Here is a 25,726-nt window from a genome sequence, read left to right on the forward strand (position 1 = left end):
CCCGCAACCAACTGACGACCAAGTAATTAAGAGGACATAAAAAACCGGTTTAAGATAGCTTGTATGGGGGAAATATGTACATCTAGATATACCAACTCCTCTGTCTCGGAGCAGGCAGACTTACCATAATTCACCTTTATACATTATTATATAGCATGAAGCCTTACCCCCTCACTATAATAAGCCCACCTTTATTTTATGAACGACACACGACAACAAAACCAAGAGCAGACTGGGTACATGAAGGCACTTCTTTGCAGAAAACACAAAAGTATCCGAAGGAACCATGGGCTACCCCCGCCTCTGTATTTCTAAAAACAGTAAGGAGTTTAGCTTGCCATACGCTACCTCAAGTTTTCAACACAAATTTTCGTCCCAGCAGTGCCCCTCCGAATGGGAGAAACAATACAGACATTATACCAACGTCCAATGCAAAGCTAAGGGATCCAGAAACGTGCAAGGATAGGGTAATGGTCACTATATCCGCCTTGGTAGTGCGGGCCTCCATAGGTGCGATAGGGAATGGGGAAAGAGCTATTGGGCGAGCCCTTCCCGAGGAAGGGACGAAAGAGAATCTCTGCACTCCCCCATTCGTAGCGAAGTCCTTCATCCGAGGCAATCAGCCCATCTGTCACATGGATTTGATCCAACTGAGACCAAACACCTCGGAAGCAGTACGTGCCAGGAGGTTCTCCCGCCCCTCTACGAGGAGAGAGCTCAAAGAGCCTATTACCATGACACACTGAGTCCAGTGAATAGTCCGAGATTGGACGTGAGCCCAGAGCCTCGGATGTCGCCGCCTCACCAGGATTACCATTAAAGTCCCCAAGGATCAAAGCATGGGTACGTCTATGCTCCCTCAGCCCCAAGCGGTCACACTGAGCCCGAAGGACCAAGCCTGCATAACGGCGGTACCTGTCACTCAGCACAGCTCCAGCACGGCGTGAGGGTAGATGGCAAACAAAGACATGCAACGTATCTCCCGAATTTACCCTCCCTGACACATGGAGAATGGGGCGTGTGCGTTTAAGCGAATCAAAAGGAAAATGCAGAGCAATCTCTTCGGTAGATAGGACGGTAAAGCTCGACTTGCGGTAGAGCAAAGCCACATTGATACCACGTGGATCTTCGCCCGAAGAGACAGCGAAGCTATAATCGGCATTCTCACCCAAAGCGGTATGGTATAGCAGGTCGTGGAGGACACGTGCGTTCTCAACCTCAACAAGACCAACAAGGTCAGGGAAGGAGGTCACAGAGCCTGCACAGCTCAGCACCTCGGCAAGCTGATGTAGCTTCCGCTCGTAGCGTGCCCTAGTCCAGTGGTGGTTACCCTCAGGTAGAAATTCGTCATCATCTCGCTGGGGGTTATCCTCTAGGTCAAAGAGGTTCTCCACATTGTAGCTCATGACAACGAACGTCTGTTGTGCCAGAGCAGGCTCACCTCTGTACCAAAGGAGAAACAATACGACTAATTGTATGAGTAGCAAGATACTTTTTCGCCCCTTCATGCTCCTAACAACATTCATGAAGCCCATCCAATCCGTTCATATATTTAATACCGAAAAAGGGGAAGATAGAGAGGATAGATAAGGTTATGTTCGTGCATGCCCTGCCAGAATTCCCAACGGGAGACTTAGGCTGGTATCAGTGCCAGAGGTCAGACCAAGCAACAAAGTGACGCAGGAGATAATGCTCTCCCTCGGGCAAGAGAATGGGGGCAAGCCCTTGTCCACGCCAATAAGTCTCTTGATTGGATGGCGGGAGGACACGATCTCTAAGCCCAATATAACTACGCGTCCAAAGCCCCAAAGCCTCGAGCTTCGGTAGGGGATGCGCTTCGTGAAGACTGGACTCATAGGCTCGTAGCATCTCGTTACGAATCTCCTCCGTGCTGCGAGCAGCAAGAGCATCGAAGATATGGCGTAGACTTTTGCCTCCACACGTACGACGATTGAAGCGCGGGCGGTTTTCTTCGGTAAGTTCGCTAAGGGTGTTCAGACAATGCTCTCTAGGGATACCCACCGAATCATCGACAGGGTAACCCGTTCCAGCTAGCGCAGTTGCCGAGTACACCTTTGTGCGGAGATCAGGGCGACTCTGTAGATAGCGATCTGCAGCCCAAACACCCATTGACCATGCTACAACTCTTACCTCTTCATAAGCCATGAAGTCCAACTCTACCGCCTCATCATCACGATAGTCCCAAAAGATCAAGACATCATATCCCTCTGGGATACTCAGGTGCTCCACTGTCACGGGTGTCATTGCCCAACCATTAAAGAAGAGGATGAGCTTATGGGCGCCCCCATCCACTGCAGAGATAAACTTATGCTGCATGTTTACTCTACACTTATTGGGTCATCTTCATCATCTTGCTCCAGAGCGAGCATCTCATGATAATCATCCCAATCGGGGTCTTCCTCACAATGAATTTGCAATGGGAGTGTGGGGAAGGGAGCAAGGCAATCATTTAACCGTTCACCGAAGGTGGGTAGGTGTCGGGTATAGAAAACCCAGTCCTTCTGACCTGCCCCCGTGTAGTTACCCGTAAGGATAGCTAGCTTATCTCGCTCCATCACACGACGCAAGACTGGCTCAACCTCCTCTATTAATGCGGAGGCTTCCTCACTTGGCATCCCCTCTCTATCGGCGTCATAGGGCAGGGAGATATCTACCCTCACCTTGAGCTTACGGCTTGCTATAAATTCATCTAGACCTTTGCGTACAGTGACAAAGACCAACTGCCCTGCCTCACTATAACTCAGAGCCGTAAACCAATCATCTGTTAGCTTCATTGTCTTAATCTTACATTGCTATATAGACTTGTCCTTTCCTCAAATATAGCACAAGTACTGTTTTCTTGTCTTATATAGACTCCACTCTCTAAATAGGTGATGATATTTCCCTCTGCCTCTTCTTCCTCACCAAGGGAAATTTCGGATAGACATTTCACTGAGATCAAACGGTCTTCCTTTGGGCCTTAGGGAAACAAGTACTCCTTGGCTCATGCATGCACAGAACCAAGGAGCAATTGACTAGCCAAACAGATAGAGGCGCTGAGGCCTAGTGTGTACGCTTGATGAGCTGCATGAACTCTTCGCGGGTCTTAGCTTCACGGAATGCTCCCGTGAAGTCACTAGTCGTCGTCAGGGAGTTCTGCTTCTCCACACCACGCATCTGCATACACATGTGCTGTGCCTCTACGACAACGATTACGCCAAGGGGATTAAGAGCCTCTTGGATACAATCCTTAATCTGCATCGTCAGCCTCTCCTGCACTTGCAGTCGGCGTGCAAACACATCTACGACACGAGGGAGCTTAGAGAGTCCCGTGATATAGCCGTTAGGGATATAGCCAATATGTACCTTCCCAAAGAAAGGGAGCATATGGTGCTCACAGAGAGAATAGAAGTCAATATCCTTAACGATGACCATCTGACGATAGTCCTCCTTAAACATAGCAGAGCGAAGGATCTCATGGGGCGATTGTGCCATTCCCTGTGTAAGGAACTGCATAGCCTTCCCCACACGCTCAGGGGTCTTCACGAGACCTTCTCGCTGGGGGTCTTCACCAAGGAGAGAAAGAATCTGGGAGTAATGATACTGGAGCTGTTCGTCTTTTGTCATCGGGGTGGTGCGTGTGGTTATTCTTCGGTGGCGTTAGGATCAACGTAGTTTAGGATACGCACTTTGTCTCGTACAACGTAGGACTCACGAGCCCAAGCAGGCAGAGAGGAGACGAGACGAGCTCGTGCTTGGCTCGCTTCTTCGCGTGTCAGGAAGTTGCCGATAGCTAGGCGCCAGAAGGGAGCCTTGAAGGTAATATAGCTACTCATCGTCGGGGCGATATGACGTATCTGCTCTGCACGAGCATAGGCCTCGGCTTTAGCATTCGGATGATTGCTATTGAACATCTGCACACGATACCCCATGAGGAGGGTATAGTTCCCATCATGCCCAAGGAGGGTTGTTCCTCGCCCAGCAGGGAGACCAACGAGACGCTGTAACTCGGGGGCTTGGAAGATCGTAATGACACCCTCACCTTCATTAACCTCCTCTAATGCCTCGAAGATGCTTCGTGCGCTCTTCTTCTCCGTTGTGCTTTGAGCAAAGGATATTTGTCCCAAAGTCATCACGAGAAATAGAATCAAGAGAAGGCGCTGATATATTCTATTTGCCAACATAACTAGCTAAATCTTTAGTCACAAAGATAGGGAATAAGTAGAAAGTACTCGGTGGAGGGAAGGCAGAGGACAGAGGCAACGGAAGAGAGGAAGGCGACCAATGGTCTACGAGAGGCATTAGGGAGGGGATAAACAAAACGCTGAAGAGCGGAAAAGGATAAATATGTCCACAAGAGCCCAGGTTACTCCTCAGGCAACATCACTTATCCTTTTCCGCTCTTCAGCGTTTCTTTCTTCCCCTCTTCTTTTTATCCTCTCGCCTCTTGTTGTGGAGATGCGGGGAGTCGAACCCCGGTCCAAACATGGAATTAATCTGCTTTCTACATGTTTATCCTCACTTTGGGTTTTCGTGTGTGACCTGCGACTGAGGCTACCATAAGCCACACCTTATCCTTCTAAATCTGACCCCTAAGCGAAGGCTCATAGGAGCGATCTCCGAATTTCCGGCACCACTGAACCAAGTCGCCTCGGAGAGAACGGCTACCTGAGTGATGTCTCGTCACAGTGATCTGTCACCGTGATGAAGCGTGTGAACCTACTGTTCTTCGGTTACGCAGCGAGAGCGTAGTTATTTTCGCCAGTTAAATTTTTGCTCACAGAGATTAGAGTGCTTATGGGCGCAGCACTACATGCTTACAAACCACTTCGTCATGCTGTCAAAGCCAGGACATCCCCATGATCTGTACCGCAAAGGTACAAAAAAGACTTATTGTACCTCCGCACATACACCTAGTGGTATGCCCGATATGTAGCCTTCAGTCCCAAAAGTAAATGACAATACGATCTGTAGGGTAGAAGCTAAAAGAAGAGGCTAAGACCCAGCAAGCTGCCATGTCTTAGCCTCTTTCGTAAGGCTCAACTAACTGTAGATGTAAGGGGGAAGCGACTTATCCCTCTAGAGAAAGGTAGGCCCCCTGCCCTCCATTGCGAACCTACCCTCTGCTTAGTCGGCTAGGATACGGAGCTCAGAGCCACTCGCATAGTCCGTACCATCGTGGGCGGTGAGGGCGGTGAGACGTACGTAGCGAGCAGTGACGGGCTTGGTGAGGAGGATGCGTTGCTCCTTCTTGTCCTTGGGGAAGGCACTGCGCAGTACCTCAGTCCAGTTCTTGCCATCCTGACTTACCGAGATGGTGAAGTCCTTGATGTCCCCCGTCAGGCTATCATCCTGACGAGGCAGGTAGGTGATACCACGCACCATCTTGGGCTTGAGGATGTCGAAGTCGATCCAGTGGGGGTGCTTCGCAACAGTCACGGACCACATAGAGTGCCAGATCGTCTCGGGCTTCCCATCGAGGAGGTTAGTAGCCTGACACTCGTACTCTGTATCCTCACTGCTGCAGAAGGTGACAGTGGCAGCCGTGTACTCGATCTTGGAGAACTGGCGAGTAGCTACACGACCAGGATAGCGAGCATCCCAAGCACGCACTAGTCCACCAGAGACGAAAGGTACAGGTGCAGTGTAGCGGAGCGCCTTGCCCTTGCCGATGGTATACATCAGCTGGGCTCCCTCGGTGCTAGTCAGGCGCAGATCACCCGTTATAGAGCGAGTGATAGCGGGGACAACTGTACCCTCGGGCTTCTCACGAGTCAGAGCCTTCACATCGTCTCCTACCTTAAAGGGACAGAGGGAGAGGCTAAAGACCTGAGGTGTACCTAGGGTCTGGTATTGCTTGAGAGGTGGACCTTGTCCGCAGCTTTGTCCCCCAAGGGCTGTCGTTGAGAGTGCCAGCACAAGATGCGTATCACCTGCCTCGGGTAGCTCGTAAGGATGCGGGGCAAGCATAAGCTCTAGTGCCGAATAAGGAAGAGCCGAACTAGTCATCACACTATCGGTGTAGAAGAGGACACCCTCTCCCGAAGGCTTAGTGAGGCTTACCCAGCGAACGTCCTCACGGTTACCCATCGTCTGAGGCTTAGGGAAGGAGATGAACTGCTCGGCCACCTTACTCTGGTACTGCTCTATGTATTGGCTAGCCTTGCGGTCTCCATAGTTGTTGATTGGACCACGACCATAGTAGGTATAGTCCTCATATTCCTTGGGGAGGACAAACTCATATCCGAGGCGAGCTAGGGTGAGGTTTGGCTTATTGCTCGAAATGTTGGAGCGCAGAGTAATCTTACCATTAGAGTGCACCGTCCATACAACCTCCGAGATGAAGTGGAAGTCCTCCTCACCGAAGGGACGACTGGTGTCCTCGGTGATCTGGTAGCGACCTGAGGCTTTCTTCATCGTGAGCGTTGCACCATTAGGAGCCTGCGAGCGTACGGTAAAGTACAGCTCTACACGACCGCCTGGAAGCTCCGTAATCTTGTGGGAGAGCACCTTGTGGTGTAGGTTATGTAAACCATTGGCCACCCACAGCGAGCGAATCCAGACGTCGTTGTCACATGGGGCACGGAAGGCGGTAAGCCGTGGCTCATTGCCCTTACGGATAAGCGTATCGCCAGAGTAGACGAGGCTAGAGATCGTCCCTTGCTTCAGGTCAAAGGCTACGTCGAAGTCCTTCCCTGTAGCTTCCCACTTATCTCCGATGGTCTTCGCTGAGACGAATGGGGAGGCAGTGGAAAACTCCAGCTGAGGCTCGGCCTTGATGATAGGTAGGGGGAGCTGCTCATCCATCTGTACATAGCCCGTCTTAGCCCAAGGCTTATCCACGGAGAGTACACACTCGACCTTCACGAAGTACTCCGATCCAGGGGTGCGCTGTGCGTATTCCTCGGGAAGCTCCATCTCGGCCGAGGCACGGGGGGCGATAGTAGGCATAGGAGCCATAGACTCCTCGACCTTGACACCATCACGCCATAGGGAGATGCGCAGGACGTAGTCATCGAGGGTTGTAAAGTAGTTCTTGTTGAAGATCTTGAGTGTACGGCTATCAGGGCCCTCTAGGGATATGCCCACATTCTGATAGACCTTCTTCACTTCGTGATACTGGGGTTTGGGTTGGAGGTCAGCGAAGACAATACCGTTCATGACAAACATACCATCATTGGGCTTGTCACCGAAATCTCCCCCATAGGCTAGGTAACGCTTGCCATCAGGAGTATAGTTGTAGAGGGCTTGGTCTACCCAATCCCAGATAGCACCACCACAGAGGAAGTTGGTGCGCTCAATCGCCTTCCAGTAATCAGCGAGTCCCCCACAAGCATTCCCCATGGAGTGGGCGTACTCGGAGATATGGAAGGGGTACTTAATCTTGTAGTTCCCCTCGACAGCTCCCTCTACCCATGCGATGGAAGGGTATTGGTTAGAACCCATATCCACGATGTCGTTGTTGCGCTCATACTGGATAGGACGAGTGGTATCTACGACCTTGGTGGCACGATAGCTCTTGACGAAGTTCTCCCCTGGGCCTGCCTCATTACCAAGTGACCAGATGACAATACTTGGGTGGTTGATATGGGCATAGACCATCTCAAGCATGCGGGAGACATGCTGGGCCTCGAACTCGGGGACATGCGAGAGTGAGGCCTCGCCGTAGTAGTACTGATGCGACTCAATATTCGCCTCGTCCTCGAGGTAGATGCCGTACTTATCACATAGGTAGTACCAGTAGGGAGCGGGGGGGTAGTGCGAGTTGCGCACGTGGTTGATGTTCGCCCGCTTCATGAGGAAGACCTCCTGCTCCATCTGCTCGTGTGTGATGGCATGTCCTCGCTCGGGGTTGGTCTCGTGGCGGTTGGTCCCCTTGAGCTTGACGGGGCAGTCATTGACGTAGAAGTAACGTCCCTTGCGCCCGAACTCATCATCCTTAGCCTCTGTATCTCGTATCTCTACGACACGTAGTCCTGTGTAGAGGGAGGCTTGGTCGAGGAGCTTCTTACCGCTCTTGTCGTAGAGCTCGGCGACGAGGACATAGCGGTTGGGCTGCTCGGCAGACCATAGTTGGGGCTGTGAGACGACGAGGTTTGCCTTCGTAGAGCCCCCTAGAGGGAGGCGTACCTCGGTCTCTGCATCGGGAACACTCGCTACGTTGTCGGAGTAGAGCTCAACACGATAGAGGCGGTAGCGGAGGATGCCCTGTGGCACCTTGTTCGCTAGGATCTGTGACGTGATCTCGGAGGTGATATCTAGGCTCCACTCCTTGGTCTTGCTGTCGCATCGGGGGATCACCTGTAGGTCTCGTAGCTGAGTCTGAGGCTTGGCCGTGAGGTAGACCGAGCGGAAGATCCCCGGTAGACGGAACATATCCTGCGCCTCGAGGAAGGAGCCATCGCTACTGCGATAGACCTCGACAGCTAGGGTATTCTCTCCACGAGCATTCAGGTAAGGGCTGATGTCGAAAGAGGCAAGGTTACGGGAGTTCTTAGAGAAGCCCACATAACGTCCATTCACCCAAAGGTAGAAGAAGGAATCGACCCCATCGAAGTTCAGATACACACTATGTCCCTTCCACGATGCAGGCAGGGTGAAGGTACGGCGATAGGAGCCGACCTCGTTGCGGTCACGATAGGTCGTCCAGTCCTTGGGTGGGGTACGCATGACACCGCCCTTCCAGTCCCCAGGCTTCACCTGATGGTAGAAGATCACAGGCTGATTGACGTAGATCGGTGTGCCGTACTTCTGCTTGCCGTCTCGCTGTAGGCCGTAGACGTTCCAGCTCATCGGTACGGTGACCTCATCCCATGAGGAGATGTCGAAGCTAGGGAGGTAGAAGTCCTTGGGACGCTCCTCGGGGGTGCGTACCCAGTGGAATCTCCACTTGCCATCCAGACTCTGGTGCAGGGAGCTGTATTCGGGAAGTACCCGTGTGACCTGATCGCCCTTGGCGAAGGAGAAGAAGTAGGCATGGGGACGCTCCTTGTTCAGTGCGTAACGCTCAGGGCTCTGCCATTCATCGCCCTGAGGTGCCTGTTGGCGAGCGTAGCTATAGCCTGGCATCAGGCTCTGAGCCCCCCCCAGAGAGGAGCAGGAGAGAAGAGCGAGAGCAAGCGCACCTATGCGCAAAATCTTCGTGGGGTCTTTTCTCATGATGTCGTGGTAAAATAGGGTAAAAGTGAAGAGTTGTCTATGGTGTAGTATCCGTAATTTGTAAGCCATCGTAGTCGTATCATGTACGGGGAGTAAGTCGGGACATCCAGCCTCGCGCTATTCAGCCTCTCTGCGTCGGTTATCCTCTCTGGAATACCCGAGGAGGTCTTGCCATCTTTGAGCCCAAACTTCCTCCCCCGCTGAGCATCCTGCTCCATATCCCTCCGAGAGGTACACCCGATACCCCTCATGAGGTATCCCCGTAACCTCATAAGAGGAGCCCTCGATACCTCTAGATAGGTTACGAGGATACCTCAGAGTAGGATGGATAGCAGGTGTAATGGGGCGTGTCGTAGTCATGTCGTATGGGTGGTGTGTAGCGTGGTAGTTTTCTCATGGGGGTGCCTCATAGCTAGAAGCTATTGAGGTAGGTCACCAGAGGCTCGAGCAGCAGCAATTGTTTCACGAAGCCCCTCCTCGAGGTTTCTCGTCGGAGAGAAGCCGAGGGCAAAGAGTGGGCTAGCATCACACCGCCAGTTACGCTGGGCAAGTAGCGGATACTTATCCCTATTGAGGGGAGAGACCTTACCTGTCAGGCGTGCTCGAAGTGAACCAAAGGCACATACAAGGCGAACAAGCGGGAGGGGAATGCGGATGTGCAGTACACGCTTCTTCCCTAGGAGACGCTGTACCATACGGCCAAACTCCAGATCGGTGTACGTACCGCCATCGGCAACGATGTATCGCTCTCCCTCTGCCTCTTTTTTCGTCAGCACAAAGAGGGCTGCACGAGCCACATCTTCACCATAGACGAAGGTCAGGTACTGAGGCTTGCACCCTGCCATCGCATTGATCCCTCGAGCAATTCCCTGCAGGGAGAGGAGGTAATCAGCATCCCCTGGCCCGTAAACACCCGTAGGCATGAGCAACGTAAAGGGAAGGCCCGACTGCTCGGTGTAATGCTCAGCCAGACACTTACTCCGCCCGTAGAGTGTATGGGGATGTTGCTCATCCTCCGCCCGTATAGGCTCCAGCGGCCCACTGGCAGCCCCATAGCTGCTCATGCTACTCATCAGCACAAAGCGCAAGGGGGGCGTAGGGAGCGAAGACAGGGCAGAGAGCAGACGACGTGTCTGCTCAGCATTCACCTCTTGGAACTCCTCCGTATGTGCCGTCTTCGTAATCCCTGCATTATGGATCACGTAGTGCCACATGGGCTCTTCCCCCAAGGACGCAGGAAGCACCGCACGGAGCATCTGGGCAAGACGTGCCTCATCGCTGTAATCCACCTCCACGAGGCGGACACCCTGAGCCTCCAGCTTTCGCCTGTTGCTCTCTGGACGGATAGCTGCCCAGACCTCATAGCCGAGGCTCAGAGCAACACGCACCAGATGAGAGCCGATGAAGCCCGAGGCACCTGTGATGAGGATACGCTGCATAGTTGGGGAAGGATACAAGGGGACTAGAAGACCGAGAAGTGTACGTACCTCTTGGGGTTCTCCTTGAGGTCACGCATGAGCTTATCAGCGCTGCCAACGAGGCTATCTAGGCGATTGTAGAGGGAGGGGTCGTTGAGTAGTAGACCAGCTGTATTATCTCGACTACGGAGCTGTGCCGATACTTGCTGGAGCTGGTCTGTGGTCTTCTGTAGGGCAAGAAGCATCGAATCCAGCTGCACGGCAGTGAGCTGACGGCTGAAGGTATTTAGGTTCGAGGTCAAGCCCTCCACATTCGCCACCACAGGGGCAAGTGAGGAGCTGGTGCGATTGAGGTTCGCCATCATCCCATTGAGCTGAGCCGTGGAGGCCGCTAGGCTCATGAGCATGGTATCAATCTGCTTGTCATTAAGCAGAGTATTCAGACGTACCAGCGTAGCGTTAATGGTGGGCATCATATTATTTACCGCGGGGAGTATCTGCTCCGTAGCGACAGAGAGCAGGTCACCCGTGGGGCTGACGCTGGGGATCGTATCTCCCTCGTTGAGGTAACGCTTCGTAGAGTCTGCTATTGAGAGTACAAGCTCAGAGCCACTAAGTGGATTGACCTTGATCTTAATCAAGCTCTCCCGAGTGATACGCACATGGGGGTCAAGGGCTAGCTCTACCGTTGCTCCATACCCACGGAGGTAATCGAACTTCACGTCGCGTACTGTCCCGACCTTGAAGCCACTGACAATAACAGGCGTTGCTACGGTGACACTACTGAGGTTATCAAAGTGTGCATAATAGGTCGTACTCTTCTTGAAGATCTCGATGCCCTTCAGGAAGTTAATCCCAACATAGCAAATCGCTAGGGCAACGATGGTGAGTAGACCTATCTGCACTTCTCTCTTCATCTTCATAATCTATATGCTCTATTTTCTTTTGGGGGGAAGTGAGGAAGGGCTGTCTAACCCTTCTGACGGACGCCATCCTTATATCTTACGATAAAGGCATCCCGATAAACAGGGGGCAACTGTCGTAGTTGCTCGCGTGCCTTCTCCAACGAAGGCGTGGGCTGTAGGAGGTAGATGAACTGCTGACCAGCCTTGGCTCGCTCTACAGCGGTGGGGAGATGACGGAAGGAAGCATCTGTTGGCTCCAGCTTCTTCGGCGAGGTAAGGAACTGCACACGATAGGTAAGACCCTTCTGCTTGGTTGGTGTAGCTTCTGCCTTTTCCTTCTTGTCCTTTTCGTTTTTACCTTTCTCTTCCTTAGCAGGCTTCTCGGACTTGCCCTTCTCCTGCTTCTGAGGTGTAGGTGTAGCTACCTCCGTGGGCTCGACTGCGGGCTCTTTGCAATAAGCCTCGTGAGGGGGGGCAGGGGGAGCATCCGTAGCCTTCGTAGTATCGGCTTTCGCTTCCGTTGCCTTATCTCTCTTGCCTTGATAGGCTCGATAGTAACTCGTGAAGGACTCTGCGATTGCCCCAGCAATGACATCCTGCCCCTTGTCGCTCAACATGAAAGCTGCCTCGTCTTTGTTTGTGAGGAAGCCTATCTCTGTCAGCACACTAGGCATAGCAGACTGGCTCAGCACCCAGAGTATATCCTGTCTCACACCACGACTATATCGACCCGAGGAGCGATACCGCTTCTGCAGGCGATTGGCAAAGTCTATGCTCTTGGTGATATAGGCGTCCTGCATGAGGTCAAACATAATGTAGCTCTCGGTACTCGTCGGGTCAAAGCCTCGGTAAGTGGTCTTATAGTCACTCTCGAGGAGCATAGCTTTATTCTCCCGCATCGCAACGCTTAGGTTATTGGCGAACTTAGAGAGCCCCAGCACGTACGTCTCCGTACCATGCACCGAGGTCGTAGGCGCACTATTAACATGGATACTCAGCATCAGCGAAGCCTTATGCTTGTTAGCAAAGTCGGCTCTCGCCTGTAACCCAACGAACACATCCGTCTCACGTGTAAAGAGCACACGCACCTCAGGGTGGGAGGCCTTAATCTTCTTCCCCACGAGCTTAGCCACAGCAAGGGTGATCTCCTTCTCCTTACCGCCATTACCCACTGTGCCTGGATCCTTACCTCCATGCCCAGCATCAATCACGACAGAGAAGAGGCGTTGCGCCTGGAGATCCATTGGCATCACCAATGCCATCCCCAACAAGAGAAGAAGAGTAAGGAAGATACAATACCGGGATCGTAAAGAAACGTACATTGAGTCGGGACTACTAAGCCTTAATGAATGAGAGACACTCCGAGCATCATACTTAGTTATCCTCGCTACCTCCATCCCCTCAAAAATGTAACCTGCTCCCAGTCAGCGAGAAGTAACCTTTTGCTCTTTCTCCGCACAAAGATACAAAGTTTCTCCATCTAAAATCGCTATCCTACACGCACGGAGTGAGATCCAGAGACTATACTCGGGTCGGAGTATTTAGCCTCTGCCTTCTTTATCACGAACTACTTTAGATAGATAAAGGCATCCCATTAAGACTCAGAGAGCCCCCCTGAGCCCAATGCCAACGACACAGCTGTACAACAGCAAGATTTAACCAGAAAGGTGGTTGCCCATAATGGTGAAGGATGATGGTGCTTAGAGCGTTGTTCTCTTTCTCTATGATATATAAAGACAGAGGGTAGCCCCCGCACTAGAGAGGGCTACCCTTCGACGCAAGATAGACAGAGGACTACAAAAGTCTACTGCAAGAGACGTATCTTCTCCTCCAGACGCTGTAGCTCGTTGCGTAGGCGAGCAGCCTCTATGAAGTCTAGTTCCTTGGCTGCCGCCATCATCTCGGAGCGCTTGACTTCGGCGAGCTTCATGAGCTTCTCCAGCCCCATCACCTCCTCGATAGGATCGGGGATGGCGACCGTCGGGTCTGCCTCGACATAGGCGACAGCTCCAGTCGTATCCTTCTTGTCGGGGAAGGCCGAGGCACTGTTCTTGACGATCTGCTGGGGCGTAATGCCGTTGGCCTCGTTGTAGGCGATCTGCTTCGTGCGCCTGCGCTCGGTCTCCTCCATCGTCAGGCGCATGCTTTCGGTGACCTTGTCGGCGTAGAAGATCACCCGACCATTCACATTACGTGCAGCTCGTCCTGCCGTCTGAGTGAGGGAGCGATGGGAGCGCAGGAAGCCTTCCTTATCTGCATCCAGCACCGCCACGAGTGCCACCTCGGGTAAGTCCAGCCCCTCACGAAGGAGATTGACCCCGATGAGTACATCATAGACACCCTTACGTAGATCCTCCATGATCTGTATGCGCTCCAGCGTATCCACATCGCTATGGATATAGCTGCATGAGACACCATGGCGGAGGAGGTATTCGGAGAGTTCCTCTGCCATACGCTTGGTGAGTGTCGTGACGAGTACACGCTCCTGACGTTGGATAGCTAGGCTGATCTCATGCTCTAGGTCATCCACCTGATGCTGTGTCGGGCGTACCTCGATCACGGGATCGAGAAGCCCCGTGGGGCGAATAAGTTGCTCGACGACGATCCCCTCACTCTTAGCCAACTCATACTCGGCAGGCGTAGCACTGATATAGAGGATGCGGGGGGTGAGGGCATCGAACTCTTCGTACTTCAGCGGACGGTTATCCAGTGCTGCGGGCAGGCGAAACCCGTACTCCACGAGACTAACCTTTCTCGAGCGGTCACCTCCATACATCGCATGGATCTGAGGGACGGTCACATGGCTCTCATCTATGATCAGCAGATAGTCACTCGGGAAGTAGTCCAGCAGGCAGAAAGGGCGTTCACCGGGTTGCCTACCATCGAAGTAGCGGGAGTAGTTCTCGATCCCCGAGCAATAGCCGAGCTCACGTATCATCTCTAGGTCATAGGTCACTCGCTCGTAGAGACGCTTGGCCTCGTAGGGGTGCCCCTCTTCCTCCAGCTCCCGCACCCTATTACCTAGGTCTACGTCTATCTGACCTACGGCAGTATTCACCTGCTCCTGGGTCGTGACGAAGAGGTTAGCTGGATGGATAACGAGCGAAGACATCGGCCCGTACTCCCGACCACTCTGTGGGTCAAAGGAAGCAATACGCTCGATCTCATCATCCCAAAAGGTGATGCGGTATGCCACACCATCGAAGCCTTCGATAGCCGGGAAGACGTCTATCGTATCCCCCTTGACACGGAAGTAGCCCGACTCGAACGTGATGCGGTCATTGACATAGTGGTTGAGTACGAGGTCACGCTTGAACTGGTCTTGGCTATAGCGTTGCCCATCCTTGAGGCGGATAATCTTCTCCTCGAAGGCCTTCGGGTCTGCCATACCATAGAGGCAGGACACCGATGAGACCACGATCACATCCTCACGCCCCGAGAGCAGAGAGGCTGTTGTCCTGAGTCGAAGCTTCTCGATCTCGGCATTGATCGCCATATCCTTCTCTATGTAGGTATCGGAGGCGGCGATATAGGCCTCAGGCTGGTAGTAGTCGTAGTAGGAGACGAAGTACTCCACAGCGTTGTTGGGGAAGAAGGCCTTGAACTCAGCATAGAGCTGCGCTGCCAAGGTCTTGTTGTGGCTCAGTACGAGTGTGGGCTTCTTCACCTGAGCGATGACGTTAGCTGCGGTGAAGGTCTTCCCCGACCCTGTCACCCCGAGGAGCGTCTGGAAGGGGATACCCTGCTGGAAGCCACTGACGAGCTCGCTGATCGCCTGGGGCTGATCGCCCGTAGGCTTGAAGCGAGAGGTGAGCTGAAAGTCCATACCTTACTTGCCCTGATGGACAGTGAGCTGTGGGAAGGGGAAGGATATGCCTCGCTTGTTGAAGTCCTCGTACACGCGACGATTGAAGTCCCAGAAGACAGGCCATAGATCATCGGAGCGTACCCAGGCACGTACTAGGACATCGACCGAGCTACTGTTTAACTTATGCAGCACAATGACGGGCTCAGGGGTCTTGAGCACACGTTCGTCACTCTCCAGTAGACTCTCTATGGCCGAGCGTACACGAGCAAAGTCCTCATCATACTCGATCCCGATCGTCCATTCGATACGCCTCGTCTCCTCGTGCGAATAGTTCACAACGACGCCACTGCTGAGGACGCCATTGGGGATAAAGATGCGCTTGTTATCTGGCGTCAGGATTTCGGTGTAGAAGAGGCTCACAGCTCGTACCGAGCCCTCCACTGTCTGCGCCAAGATATAGTCCCCGATCGAGAAGGGCTTGGTCACCATGATAATCACTCCACCAGCTAGGTTCTGTAACTGCCCACTCAGAGCCATCCCCACAGCTAGACCCATCGAGGCCAGCACAGCAGCGAAGGACACGGACTTCACCCCGAGCACCCCACCGAGCGTGAGGAAAAGGGCGATGTAGAGCAGAGCCGTAAGCACAGAGCCCAGGAGCGTGACGGCCACACCATCGATCTCTCGACGCTTGAGGATGCGCTCAAAGATGCGCAGTAGCCGACGTATCACCCAGCGACCGATCAGGAAGAGAAGGATTGCTAGCACGACACGTATCCCGAAGTTGATACCCGAGTTCAGCCAATCATTCATCATCTCACGGCTAAACCATTTATTCACGTCTAGCTCTAGAGGCTGAGTCGCTGCCCCAAGCGCAGTGGTTACCCCAGAGGTTGCTGTGGAGTCTGCAGACAACATGTCTGCTAGTAGTGGTATGGAAATCATAAGTCTCTTAATATTCTGTCATAGGCACAAAGGTACGTATTCCTACCTTCTACCTGAGAGAAAAGCAATAACCATGATTATGCGACATCTGTTTCATCAAAGATGCAACTAAGGCCTACACTCCCTACAGCTATAACCACTCCATATTCATAGAGCGAGGGAAAAACATTCCCTCTCCATGCGTTCACACTCCCTGGCACACAGCAGTGTTAAGAAAATATAATACCTTTGTAGTATGTGCAGTGGACACAATAACTAGTGTTTCATTCGCTAATTTATCCCAAACAAAGAATATCATATGCTAAACAAGAAAGCAATTGCAGCAATGCTCCTCTCTGGAGGTCTCATTCTCTCTGGCTGTGGTCTTAGCAACACAGCTAAGGGTGCTGGTATAGGTGCTGGTGCTGGTGCTATCATCGGTGCTGGTGTAGGTCGTGTAGCTGGTAACACCGCTCTCGGTGCCATCATTGGTGGTGTCGTAGGTGGTACAGCAGGTACGCTTATCGGAAAGAAGATGGACAAGCAGAAGAAGGAACTCGAGGAGCAAGTTAAGAATGCCAAGATTGAGTCCGTTAATGAAGGTCAGGCCATTCGTGTGACCTTTGATAGCGGTATCCTCTTCGCTACCAATTCTTCTACACTAAGCTCTACATCACAGAACTCTCTTCGTAGCTTCGCAGCTAACCTAAAGGCCAACAGCCAGACCGATATGCTCATCATCGGTCACACCGACAATACGGGTTCAGACCGCATCAATGACCCTCTATCACTCAACCGTGCATCAAGCGTCCGCTCTTTCCTATCTGCACAGGGCGTAGACTCTAGTCGTATGCGTGTTGATGGCAAGGGTAGTCACGAGCCTGTAGCAGACAACTCTACTGCCTCTGGTCGTAAGGAGAACCGTCGTGTCGAGGTCTACATCATCCCTAACAAGGCGATGGTAGAGGCTGCCCAAAACGGCACACTCAAGTAATCACACGAACCATAGTAAAGCAACAGCCCCGAGGGATGACGTCCCTCGGGGCTGTTGCTTTTTATCCATCTGGTGGTGATTGTAGTAAGACTTTATCGCACACCATGAGGTAGCATACCTAAAGAGATCTAAGCATACCTAGGATGAGCAAGGTAAGGTGGTTACTGAGATTTGGCGTATTTTAGTGAAGTAATTACTCGATATATGTACCACATCATCATGATGAGAAAGCTTCTTTCCCCCATACTGGGGCTATGCGCTTTGACCCTAGGTAGTGCCTCCATATCAGCACAGACCTCTGCACCAGAGCCAATACTACCCATACCTACTCAGGCACAGATTGATTGGCAACGCCTAGAGACCTATGCCTTCATACACTTTGGACTGAACACCTTCAATGACCTTGAGTGGGGCTACGGCAATACACCAGCTACGACCTTCGCTCCCCCAATCCTAGATGTAGAGCAATGGGTGACTACCCTCAAGCGTGCAGGTATGAAGGGTATCATCCTTACTGCCAAGCATCACGATGGCTTCTGTCTTTGGCCTACAAAAACAACCGAATATTCAGTCAAGAATAGCCCGTGGAAGGGAGGGAAAGGAGACCTTGTCAAAGACCTAAGCGAAGCATGCCGTCGGCATGGACTCCTCTTTGGGATTTACCTATCACCCTGGGATAGGAATAACGCCCAATATGGTTTCCCTGAGTACCAGAAAACCTTCCATGAGCAGATCCGTGAACTCACGACAAACTACGGCAAGCTCTTCGAATACTGGTTCGATGGAGCCAATGGGGGGACAGGCTGGTATGGTGGTGCAGACTCGGCTCGCAAGATTGACCCTCTGACCTACTACGACTATGAGGGTGCCACGAAGATGCTCCTCAAGAATAACAAGGACATCATGATCTTCGGTGGCACCACACACACCATACGTTGGATTGGCAACGAACGGGGCTGGGCAGGAGAGACCAATTGGGCTATGTATGACGAGAGCAAGCAGAAGCACTACACACAGGCACAGTGGGGGATGGAGACTGCGGATAAGTGGTGCCCAGGTGAGGTGGACGTCAGCATCCGCCCAGGGTGGTTCTATCACCATCGAGAAGACCATCAAGTCCGCTCGGTAGCTAACCTTGTGAACATCTACTACGAGAGTGTGGGGCGTAACGCCAACCTCTTATTAAACTGCCCAATCAACCTCGAAGGGAAGATCTCAGCAACAGACTCTGCACGGCTCATCGCATGGCATGACCACCTCCAGAAAGCCTTCCGTCACAATAAGCTACGGAAGGCATCAGTGCATACCAACGATAGCCGTACGGGCAAGACCTTCCGCACCTGTCATATCAACGATGGCAACCCAGACACCTATTGGGCAGCAAAGGATGGTACAACGACTGCGACACTCACCTTCACCCTCCCCAAGGAAGAGCTAATCAACAACATCGCTCTGCAAGAACACATCGCCCTCGGACAGCGTGTAAGGAGCTTCCGCCTCGAGGTGGCAGGCTCCAAGGGAGACTTCCATCCCATCGAGACACGAGACACCCTAACGACGATTGGCTATAAGAGACTCATTCGCTTCTCGGCAGTCCATGCCAAGCGACTGCGCCTCACGGTGACAGACGCCCGAGGCCCCGTATGCCTCTCCGAGGTCGCTGCCTACCTTGCCCCCGAAGTCCTAGAGGCACCCACTGTCCGTCGAGACAGCAGGGACAGCGTCTATATTACGACGACAGCAGCTAATGCTCATCTAGAGTATGCCCTCATCCCTACGGAGGGGAATAAGCAACAAGTGACTTGGAGACCCTACCAAGGAGCATTATATCTGCCTGGGGATCACTTTACACTCAAAGCCCGTGTCTCTACTGCGGCCAACAGCGACAGGCCAGAGACGACCTATGAGGCTGGCTATTCGCTTGCTCGGGTACAGACCCCTGGGCTGAGCGAGGTAGAGCGTACACACCTTTTCGATGGGAATGGTTATACGCAGGTTGTCCTCCCTAAGGGCATGCGTTCGGTGACGCTAGAGCTTGGAGAGACCAAGGGCATTCATCGACTCGTCTACACTCCATCACAGCTAAGGGACGTACGTGGACACATACAGCGATACGAGCTGTATATCGACGGACATAAGGTGGCCGAAGGGGAGTTCTCAAACATCAAGCACAATCCCATCCCCGTAGCCATAGAGCTAGGGAAGGAAGTCCAAGGGAAGACGCTGCGCCTAGTCGTCACAAAGACCGTGGACGATGCTGCGGAGATTGTCCTCGGAGACCTAAGCATCAACTAGCATGACCCAGACTAGAGAGCGGGAGGAGGGAAGAGAAGGGCGTCCTGTGCGTGTACTCTTCGTCTGCCTCGGAAATATATGTAGGAGTCCATCGGCGGAGGCAGTGTTCCGCGCCTACGTGGAGAAGCAGGGAGCAGGGGCAAGCTATGAGATTGACTCTGCAGGGCTCATCGCTCACCACGAGGGAGAGCTACCGGACGGACGGATGCGTGCCCATGCTGCACGTCGAGGCTACTCCTTAGTGTCCCGCTCCCGACCAATTACGTATGAAGACTTCTTTCACTACGACTACGTAATCGGGATGGATGCCTCCAATCGGGAGCGTCTGCTAGCACTCGCCCCAACAGAGGAAGCCCAAGGGAAGGTGTCGCTCCTGACCGATTGGCTGGAGGATGCACCACGGGACCACGTCCCCGATCCCTATTATGGTGGAGCTGAGGGCTTCGAGCATGTCCTTGACCTCATCGAGCTATGCGTCCCCGCCCTTTTCCATAAAACCTCGGAGAGGTAGATCCTCTTCCCTCTCTAGGTGGAAAGCATCGTTCCTCCCCACTCATTCGACTAAACAGGCGGAGCGGAAGCCCTATTGAGGCTTCCGCTCCGTGAATAATAGCCCCTTTAGGGTCATCCCCCTTGCAAGAGCAACGAAAGGCCCCTAGTCTACGAGACATTCCTCTATATCCTTCGTGGCTAAGGAACATATAGCTAACTCATTCGTTTATATAGTGGTGAAGAGGTAAGCTAACCCACCCTCTCACAACCAAATACTCTACAGGGATATGAAATACCTCATCGTAGGTCTCGGCAACATCGGTCGGGAGTACGAAGCGACACGCCATAATATCGGCTTCCGCATCGCTGACGCACTCTCCGAGCGCATGGGTACACGCTTCGAGACCAAGCGCTATGGAGATGTCGCTACGGGACGCATTAAGAACGCCCAGCTCGTCCTCTTGAAGCCCTCCACCTACATGAACCTCAGTGGTGAAGCTGTACGCTACTGGATGAGCACCGAGCGTATTACTATTGACCACGTCCTCGTGCTCGTGGATGATCTGGCACTACCCTTCGGCACGCTCCGTCTGAAGTCTAAGGGTAGTGATGCGGGACACAATGGGCTGAAGAACATCGCACAGCTCCTAGGCTCTCAGGCCTACCCTCGCTTACGCTTCGGCATCGGGAACGATTACCCTCAGGGCGCACAGATAGACTATGTGCTGGGGCGATTCACCTCGGATGAGGAGGCCGAGCTACCGAGGCTCGTTGAGCATGCTGTCGATGCCACTGTGGCCTTCTGCCTCGAGGGGATTAGCTCGGCGATGAATAAGTTTAATGCTACAGCCCCCTAAAGGCTCTCCATCTAGAGGCATGACCTCACGGAGACAAACCCATGATGCACTCCGAAAGAAACCCTTGCAAGGGGTACAAACAAAGTCCTTGCAAGGGTTCCCCGGCAGACCCTAGCATGGGTTTAGAGCGAAACCCATGCTAGGATTTCCTTGGGTGAGCGCAGCAGGCTTAATCCACTAGAGTATAAGCCCCGTTTACCATATCCTTGGGGATCTGAATCTCTCCCCCACCCCCCTCTTTTCTTTTGATTTATATACCCCATTCTTACACCCCCATACCTATGCCCATTCAAGTAACAAAAGAGGCTGCCCTCCGCTATCACGAGGAGGGAAAGCCTGGGAAGACCGAAGTCGTCCCCACCAAGCCACATAGCACGCCCTACGACCTCTCTCTAGCCTATTCACCTGGAGTGGCAGAGCCCTGCCTAGCAATCGCCGAGACACCCCACGACGCATACCGCTACACCAACAAGGGGAACCTCGTGGCGGTCATCTCCAACGGCACTGCTGTGCTTGGGCTCGGCAACATCGGTGCCGATGCCAGCAAGCCCGTCATGGAGGGGAAGGCCTTACTCTTTAAGATCTATTCGGGTATCGATGCATTCGATATCGAGGTAGCCGAAAATGACCCCGAGGCCTTCATCCGCACGGTCAAGGCCATTGCCCCTACATTCGGTGCTATCAACCTAGAGGACATCAAAGCCCCGGAATGCTTCGAGATCGAGCGTCGTCTTAAAGCAGAGCTTCCTATCCCAGTCATGCATGACGACCAGCACGGCACAGCGATTGTCTCGGGAGCAGGACTACTCAACGCCCTAGAGCTAGCCGGTAAACGAATCGAAGAGGTACGTGTGGTAGTCAGTGGCGCAGGTGCAGCAGCCCTCTCATGTGCTCGGCTCTACTGCTCACTCGGGGTACGCAGGGAGCATATCCTGATGTTCGACTCTCGAGGAGCAATCACAACCGATCGTACCGACCTCGGGGAACTCAAGCAAGCCTTTGCCTCATCCAACACCGAGATCAAGACACTCGAGGAGGCCATGCGAGGGGCGGATGTCTTCCTCGGTCTCTCCAAGGGCGGTGTCGTGACACCCGACATGGTACGCTCTATGGCTGAGCACCCAATCATCTTTGCTCTGGCGAACCCCACGCCCGAGATCTCCTATGAAGAAGCAAAGTCCGCCCGCCCCGACCTCCTCATGGGTACGGGACGAACGGACTATCCAAATCAAATCAATAACGTACTTGCCTTCCCCTACATCTTCCGTGGGGCATTAGACACGCACGCCACAGCAATTAACGAGGAGATGCTCCTAGCCGCTACACGCTCACTCGCTGAGCTGGCTCGTGAAGCTGTGCCAAGCTACGTAAAGGAAGCCTATGGTCTAGATACGCTTAGCTTTGGGGCAGATTACTTCATCCCCAAGCCTGTGGATAGACGCCTCATCGTAGAGGTCTCCTCCGCAGTGGCTCGAGCAGCTATTGAGAGCGGGGTAGCACGCACTACGATCACAGACTGGGCCGCCTACCGCCATCGCCTCTTGACACAGCTGCAGTAGCGAGTGCTAGAGGAAGCGGAGATACTGCACAATAGTCGAGGGGAAGAAGCGATGCTCCAGCTCATGGATACGCTCCGCTAGCGTCTCGGGCGTATCACCTGCTAGCACGGGGCATGTAGCCTGCAAGAGGTGCTGACCATGGTCATAATGCTCATCCACGAGATGGATAGTAATACCGCTGTACTTTGCCCCCGAGGCCAGCACCGCCCGATGTACATGCTCACCGTACATACCCTTACCACCGAAGTTGGGGAGGAGTGCCGGGTGAATGTTCACGATGCGCTGTGGGTACTCCATTATATATATAGGGGTGATGAGACAGAGGTAGCCTGCCAGCACAATGAGGTCAATCCCATGCTCCTTCATCAGAGCAATGGGAGCAGTTCCCTCCCGAAGCTCTGCACTCGTGAACGCATGGCATGGTATGCCTAGCCTCCGAGCCCTCTCTACGACTCCAGCCTCGGGGCGATTAGTGATGATAAGGGAGACCCTGGATTCCCCCGAGGCACGCAGGTAATGGGTAATGGCCTCAGCGTTCGTACCATTGCCCGAGGCAAGTATTGCTATTTGTTTCATAAAATTACGTATCTTTGTGCACAATTCTGCTCTATGTGTGCAGTGCAGGTGAGAGGCACGCCTCCCCCTTCGCCCTACACAGAGCAACAGGCCGATGCACCTCTTACGTGCAAAGGTAGGGTAACAATTCGAACGTAGATAATAATAACGCTAAAGAGAAAAAGAACATGTCACAAGAAATCCAAGACAAGGTAGTAGCTATCATCGTTGAAAAGCTCAACTGCGAAGCAAGCGAAGTAACTCCAGAGGCAAACTTCTCTAGCGACCTCGGCGCAGATTCACTTGACACCGTAGAGCTCATCATGGAGTTCGAAAAGACCTTCGACATTCAGATCCCCGACCAGGATGCTCAGGGCATCAAGACGGTTGGTGATGCAATCGAATACATCAAGGCTAAGAAGGCCTAATCTCACCCTCCTAAAAGGATAAAGGATTCGACTGATGGAACTCAAGAGAGTCGTCATCACTGGAATAGGCGCTATCTCACCTCTTGGGCATACCGCCCAAGAGACGTGGGAGGCCGTCGTAGCGGGTAAGAGCGGGGCAGGTCCCATCACGCTCTTCGATGCCTCAAAGTTCAAGACTACCTTTGCTTGCGAAGTCAAGGGCTTCGACGTAGCAAAGTATATTGACCGTAAGGAGGCACGCCGCCTAGACCGCTATGCTCAGTTTGCCATGGTGGCAGCCGAAGAGTGTATCGCCGATTCCAAGCTAGACCTTGACAAGGTCAATAAGAACCGCGTGGGCGTAGTCATCGCCTCTGGTATTGGAGGTCTCGGTACCTTCGAGGAAGAGGTGCGTGGCTATGATGCTGAGGCTGGCCCTCGCTTCAACCCCTTCTTCATCCCTAAGATGATTTCGGATATCTCCGCAGGTCATGTATCGATGAAGTATGGCTTCCACGGCCCTAACTACTCGACAGCATCCGCTTGTGCTTCGTCTACGAATGCACTCATTGATGCTTGCCACCTCATACGTCTGGGTAAGGCAGATGTCATCATCGCCGGTGGAGCAGAGGCTTCGATCTGTGCAGCTGGTGTCGGTGGCTTCAACGCTATGAACGCCCTCTCAACACGCAACGATGATCCAGAGGGAGCTTCACGCCCCTTCAGTGCCTCACGTGACGGCTTCGTCATGGGTGAGGGTGCAGCATGTCTCGTCATCGAGGAGCTAGAGCATGCCCTATCACGTGGGGCACACATCTACGCTGAACTCGTAGGTACAGGTCTGTCTGCAGATGCTTATCACCTAACGGCAACTCACCCCGATGGGCTAGGTGCCAAGCTGGTGATGACCAACGCACTCGAGGATGCAGGTCTATCCCCCGAGGACATCGACTACATCAACGTCCACGGCACATCTACACCAGTGGGTGACATATCTGAGTCTAAGGCTATCAAGGAGGTCTTTGGTGGCGCAGCCTACAAGCTAAACATCAGCTCTACGAAGTCGATGACAGGTCACCTCCTCGGTGCTGCAGGTGCAATTGAGGCAATGTTCGCTCTCAAGGCTGTTGCAGAGGATACCGTTCCTCCAACGATCAACCATGCCAGCGACGATGAAGACCCAGAGATCGACTACAAGCTGAACTTCACGTTCAACAAGGCACAGCACCGTCCTATACGGGCTGCGCTCTCTAACACCTTCGGGTTCGGGGGGCACAATGCGAGCGTGATCTTCAAGAAGTTCGTCAAGTAACAAGTACTACTCTCTCTGAACGATAGTCAGACAATAACCGAATAGTACACCCTCCTACCAAAGTATGGAGTGAGGGATTAGAATCCATGATTGTAAGGCTCGTTCAGAACACACTCTCTAGGCTCTTTGGATTTCGGTCCAAAGAGCCTTTATTCCATCTCGTCGAGATTCTTGGATTTGAGCCACACGATATGTCTTACTATGAGCTAGCCTTTCGACACAGCTCAGTGAGCAAGACTGATGCTTCGGGCTTCAAGCTCAACAATGAGCGACTAGAGTTCCTCGGAGACTCCGTGCTTGCTACAGCGATGAGCCACTATCTATATCTGCATTACCCTGCATGGGACGAGGGTGAGCTGAGTAAGCGTAGAGGCACAATCGTCAAGCGAGCAGTAAATAATGCCGTAGCTCAACGTATGGGCCTAGACAAGATGCTACAGATACGCCGAGAGGCACGTCATAGCAGCACCGATATATATGGTAATACCCTTGAGGCACTTATTGGAGCTATTTTCCTTGACCGAGGCTATACTCGAGCGGAGGAATTTGTCCATCATCGTGTACTCCCCCTCTTTCTTGAGCTGGAGCAAAGCCTAAGGGAGCAGATGACCAACTACAAGTCCCTCCTGCTAGAGTGGACACAGAAACACCACCTTGCACTGGACTTCAGGATGCTACAAGAGCCCAAGAAGACAGGAGCCGCATTCATCTGTGCCGTCTTCATAGACGAGAAGAAGGTAGGTGTCGGTAGTGGGCAAAATAAGAAGGAGGCTCACCAGGATGCAGCACATCGAGCCCTCCTTGCTCTCTGTGAAGCAGATGCCCTTGTAGCCTCGGAATTAGGGCTCAAAGTCGAAGATCTCAAGCCCTCCGCCCTATGCACAGAGAGGTCTTCATCTGCAAAAAAAGATTGACGTAAGCCCCTCTCAGGTTTGTTGTTGTTATTAAAACAATTATCTTTGTAGCACGTATGGTCTCCCCTCTGTATCAGAGAGACATATAAGCTCTCCATATAAGAGGATTATAATTAGGGTTGCTCAT

Annotated in this window: 19 protein-coding genes, 1 other RNA gene and 1 pseudogene; 8 read left to right on the forward strand and 13 right to left on the reverse strand. The window is 52.8% G+C overall.

Translation table 11 applies throughout. From position 1 onward, the window contains the following. Nucleotides 1-437: 437 nt before the first annotated feature. The 12 genes from HMPREF0636_RS05885 to HMPREF0636_RS05940 form a co-directional block, all read right to left on the reverse strand. Nucleotides 438-1,406, reverse strand: coding sequence for an endonuclease/exonuclease/phosphatase family protein (locus HMPREF0636_RS05885; protein WP_248616887.1), 969 nt, complete (start codon nt 1,404-1,406; stop codon nt 438-440). Nucleotides 1,407-1,644: 238 nt separating this feature from the next. Next, nucleotides 1,645-2,337, reverse strand: a complete 693-nt coding sequence (locus tag HMPREF0636_RS05890) for a pimeloyl-ACP methyl esterase BioG family protein (RefSeq protein ID WP_044169111.1) — start codon at nt 2,335-2,337, stop codon at nt 1,645-1,647. A 2-nt stretch (nt 2,338-2,339) separates the two neighbouring features. After that, complete coding sequence (locus tag HMPREF0636_RS05895; RefSeq protein ID WP_044169112.1) at nt 2,340-2,795, reverse strand: DUF695 domain-containing protein; 456 nt, start codon at nt 2,793-2,795, stop codon at nt 2,340-2,342. Between the two features lie 268 nt (nt 2,796-3,063). After that, nucleotides 3,064-3,627, reverse strand: coding sequence for a GTP cyclohydrolase I FolE (gene folE / locus HMPREF0636_RS05900; RefSeq protein ID WP_005468455.1), 564 nt, complete (start codon nt 3,625-3,627; stop codon nt 3,064-3,066). 17 nt (nt 3,628-3,644) lie between these two features. After that, complete coding sequence (locus tag HMPREF0636_RS05905; RefSeq protein WP_044169114.1) at nt 3,645-4,184, reverse strand: SPOR domain-containing protein; 540 nt, start codon at nt 4,182-4,184, stop codon at nt 3,645-3,647. A 266-nt stretch (nt 4,185-4,450) separates the two neighbouring features. After that, nucleotides 4,451-4,859: a transfer-messenger RNA gene (gene ssrA, locus HMPREF0636_RS08355) on the reverse strand. Between the two features lie 268 nt (nt 4,860-5,127). After that, nucleotides 5,128-9,159 carry a glycoside hydrolase family 2 TIM barrel-domain containing protein gene (locus HMPREF0636_RS05910; RefSeq protein ID WP_044169115.1) on the reverse strand — a complete coding sequence of 1,344 codons (4,032 nt, stop codon included), beginning with the start codon at nt 9,157-9,159 and terminating at the stop codon, nt 5,128-5,130. A gap of 419 nt (nt 9,160-9,578) precedes the next feature. Continuing rightward, nucleotides 9,579-10,598 carry an NAD-dependent epimerase/dehydratase family protein gene (locus tag HMPREF0636_RS05920; RefSeq protein ID WP_044169118.1) on the reverse strand — a complete coding sequence of 340 codons (1,020 nt, stop codon included), beginning with the start codon at nt 10,596-10,598 and terminating at the stop codon, nt 9,579-9,581. A gap of 23 nt (nt 10,599-10,621) precedes the next feature. Beyond that, nucleotides 10,622-11,500, reverse strand: a complete 879-nt coding sequence (locus tag HMPREF0636_RS05925; RefSeq protein ID WP_044169119.1) for an MlaD family protein — start codon at nt 11,498-11,500, stop codon at nt 10,622-10,624. Between the two features lie 47 nt (nt 11,501-11,547). Further along, complete coding sequence (locus tag HMPREF0636_RS05930; protein WP_005468446.1) at nt 11,548-12,744, reverse strand: N-acetylmuramoyl-L-alanine amidase family protein; 1,197 nt, start codon at nt 12,742-12,744, stop codon at nt 11,548-11,550. Nucleotides 12,745-13,286: 542 nt separating this feature from the next. Then, nucleotides 13,287-15,308: an excinuclease ABC subunit UvrB gene (gene uvrB / locus HMPREF0636_RS05935; RefSeq protein WP_044169121.1), complete on the reverse strand. Its 2,022-nt coding sequence runs from the start codon at nt 15,306-15,308 to the stop codon at nt 13,287-13,289. Between the two features lie 3 nt (nt 15,309-15,311). Next, entirely contained in the window at nt 15,312-16,235 is a 924-nt protein-coding gene (locus HMPREF0636_RS05940; RefSeq protein ID WP_081748415.1) for a mechanosensitive ion channel family protein, read from the reverse strand. Nucleotides 16,236-16,533: 298 nt separating this feature from the next. Here HMPREF0636_RS05940 and HMPREF0636_RS05945 point away from each other — a divergent pair, with 298 nt between their 5' ends. The 5 genes and pseudogenes from HMPREF0636_RS05945 to HMPREF0636_RS05965 all read left to right on the forward strand — a co-directional run. Then, on the forward strand, nt 16,534-17,208 hold the full coding sequence (locus HMPREF0636_RS05945; RefSeq protein WP_044169122.1) for a YiaD family glycine zipper/OmpA-like lipoprotein: 675 nt from the start codon (nt 16,534-16,536) through the stop codon (nt 17,206-17,208). Nucleotides 17,209-17,430: 222 nt separating this feature from the next. Beyond that, a complete protein-coding gene (locus HMPREF0636_RS05950; protein ID WP_044169212.1) occupies nt 17,431-19,503 on the forward strand; it encodes an alpha-L-fucosidase in 2,073 nt (690 codons plus the stop codon). 1 nt (nt 19,504) lies between these two features. Then, nucleotides 19,505-20,014: a low molecular weight protein-tyrosine-phosphatase gene (locus HMPREF0636_RS05955; RefSeq protein ID WP_044169123.1), complete on the forward strand. Its 510-nt coding sequence runs from the start codon at nt 19,505-19,507 to the stop codon at nt 20,012-20,014. 268 nt (nt 20,015-20,282) lie between these two features. Then, on the forward strand, nt 20,283-20,852 hold the full coding sequence (gene pth, locus HMPREF0636_RS05960; protein WP_044169124.1) for an aminoacyl-tRNA hydrolase: 570 nt from the start codon (nt 20,283-20,285) through the stop codon (nt 20,850-20,852). 281 nt (nt 20,853-21,133) lie between these two features. Further along, nucleotides 21,134-22,393: pseudogene (locus HMPREF0636_RS05965) on the forward strand (malic enzyme-like NAD(P)-binding protein); the annotation flags it as partial. 24 nt (nt 22,394-22,417) lie between these two features. Here HMPREF0636_RS05965 and purN read toward each other — a convergent pair. Further along, the gene (purN, locus tag HMPREF0636_RS05970; protein ID WP_044169127.1) at nt 22,418-22,987 is read right to left on the reverse strand and encodes a phosphoribosylglycinamide formyltransferase; all 570 of its coding nucleotides are present in this window, start codon (nt 22,985-22,987) and stop codon (nt 22,418-22,420) included. 167 nt (nt 22,988-23,154) lie between these two features. On the opposite strand from purN, the gene HMPREF0636_RS05975 reads away from it, so the two are divergent. From HMPREF0636_RS05975 to rnc, 3 genes are all read left to right on the forward strand, one after another. Further along, the gene (locus tag HMPREF0636_RS05975; protein ID WP_005468435.1) at nt 23,155-23,394 is read left to right on the forward strand and encodes an acyl carrier protein; all 240 of its coding nucleotides are present in this window, start codon (nt 23,155-23,157) and stop codon (nt 23,392-23,394) included. A 34-nt stretch (nt 23,395-23,428) separates the two neighbouring features. Next, nucleotides 23,429-24,685, forward strand: a complete 1,257-nt coding sequence (gene fabF / locus HMPREF0636_RS05980; protein ID WP_044169129.1) for a beta-ketoacyl-ACP synthase II — start codon at nt 23,429-23,431, stop codon at nt 24,683-24,685. Nucleotides 24,686-24,771: 86 nt separating this feature from the next. Beyond that, a complete protein-coding gene (rnc, locus tag HMPREF0636_RS05985; protein WP_044169130.1) occupies nt 24,772-25,599 on the forward strand; it encodes a ribonuclease III in 828 nt (275 codons plus the stop codon). Nucleotides 25,600-25,726: the final 127 nt, after the last annotated feature.

The organism is Porphyromonas catoniae ATCC 51270 (assembly GCF_000565015.1).
Classification (GTDB): Bacteria; Bacteroidota; Bacteroidia; order Bacteroidales; family Porphyromonadaceae; genus Porphyromonas; species Porphyromonas catoniae.

Coding starts and splice junctions, on each gene's coding strand:
- folE (WP_005468455.1), bottom strand. CDS start 3,627: ATGACAAAAGACGAACAGCTCCAGTATCATTACTCCCAGATTCTTTCT.
- HMPREF0636_RS05910 (WP_044169115.1), bottom strand. CDS start 9,159: ATGAGAAAAGACCCCACGAAGATTTTGCGCATAGGTGCGCTTGCTCTC.
- HMPREF0636_RS05895 (WP_044169112.1), bottom strand. CDS start 2,795: ATGAAGCTAACAGATGATTGGTTTACGGCTCTGAGTTATAGTGAGGCA.
- HMPREF0636_RS05920 (WP_044169118.1), bottom strand. CDS start 10,598: ATGCAGCGTATCCTCATCACAGGTGCCTCGGGCTTCATCGGCTCTCAT.
- HMPREF0636_RS05940 (WP_081748415.1), bottom strand. CDS start 16,235: ATGATTTCCATACCACTACTAGCAGACATGTTGTCTGCAGACTCCACA.
- rnc (WP_044169130.1), top strand. CDS start 24,772: ATGATTGTAAGGCTCGTTCAGAACACACTCTCTAGGCTCTTTGGATTT.
- HMPREF0636_RS05885 (WP_248616887.1), bottom strand. CDS start 1,406: ATGAGCTACAATGTGGAGAACCTCTTTGACCTAGAGGATAACCCCCAG.
- pth (WP_044169124.1), top strand. CDS start 20,283: ATGAAATACCTCATCGTAGGTCTCGGCAACATCGGTCGGGAGTACGAA.
- HMPREF0636_RS05950 (WP_044169212.1), top strand. CDS start 17,431: ATGAGAAAGCTTCTTTCCCCCATACTGGGGCTATGCGCTTTGACCCTA.
- HMPREF0636_RS05925 (WP_044169119.1), bottom strand. CDS start 11,500: ATGAAGATGAAGAGAGAAGTGCAGATAGGTCTACTCACCATCGTTGCC.
- fabF (WP_044169129.1), top strand. CDS start 23,429: ATGGAACTCAAGAGAGTCGTCATCACTGGAATAGGCGCTATCTCACCT.
- purN (WP_044169127.1), bottom strand. CDS start 22,987: ATGAAACAAATAGCAATACTTGCCTCGGGCAATGGTACGAACGCTGAG.
- HMPREF0636_RS05945 (WP_044169122.1), top strand. CDS start 16,534: ATGCTAAACAAGAAAGCAATTGCAGCAATGCTCCTCTCTGGAGGTCTC.
- HMPREF0636_RS05955 (WP_044169123.1), top strand. CDS start 19,505: ATGACCCAGACTAGAGAGCGGGAGGAGGGAAGAGAAGGGCGTCCTGTG.
- HMPREF0636_RS05975 (WP_005468435.1), top strand. CDS start 23,155: ATGTCACAAGAAATCCAAGACAAGGTAGTAGCTATCATCGTTGAAAAG.
- HMPREF0636_RS05905 (WP_044169114.1), bottom strand. CDS start 4,184: ATGTTGGCAAATAGAATATATCAGCGCCTTCTCTTGATTCTATTTCTC.
- HMPREF0636_RS05890 (WP_044169111.1), bottom strand. CDS start 2,337: ATGCAGCATAAGTTTATCTCTGCAGTGGATGGGGGCGCCCATAAGCTC.
- HMPREF0636_RS05930 (WP_005468446.1), bottom strand. CDS start 12,744: ATGGCATTGGTGATGCCAATGGATCTCCAGGCGCAACGCCTCTTCTCT.
- uvrB (WP_044169121.1), bottom strand. CDS start 15,308: ATGGACTTTCAGCTCACCTCTCGCTTCAAGCCTACGGGCGATCAGCCC.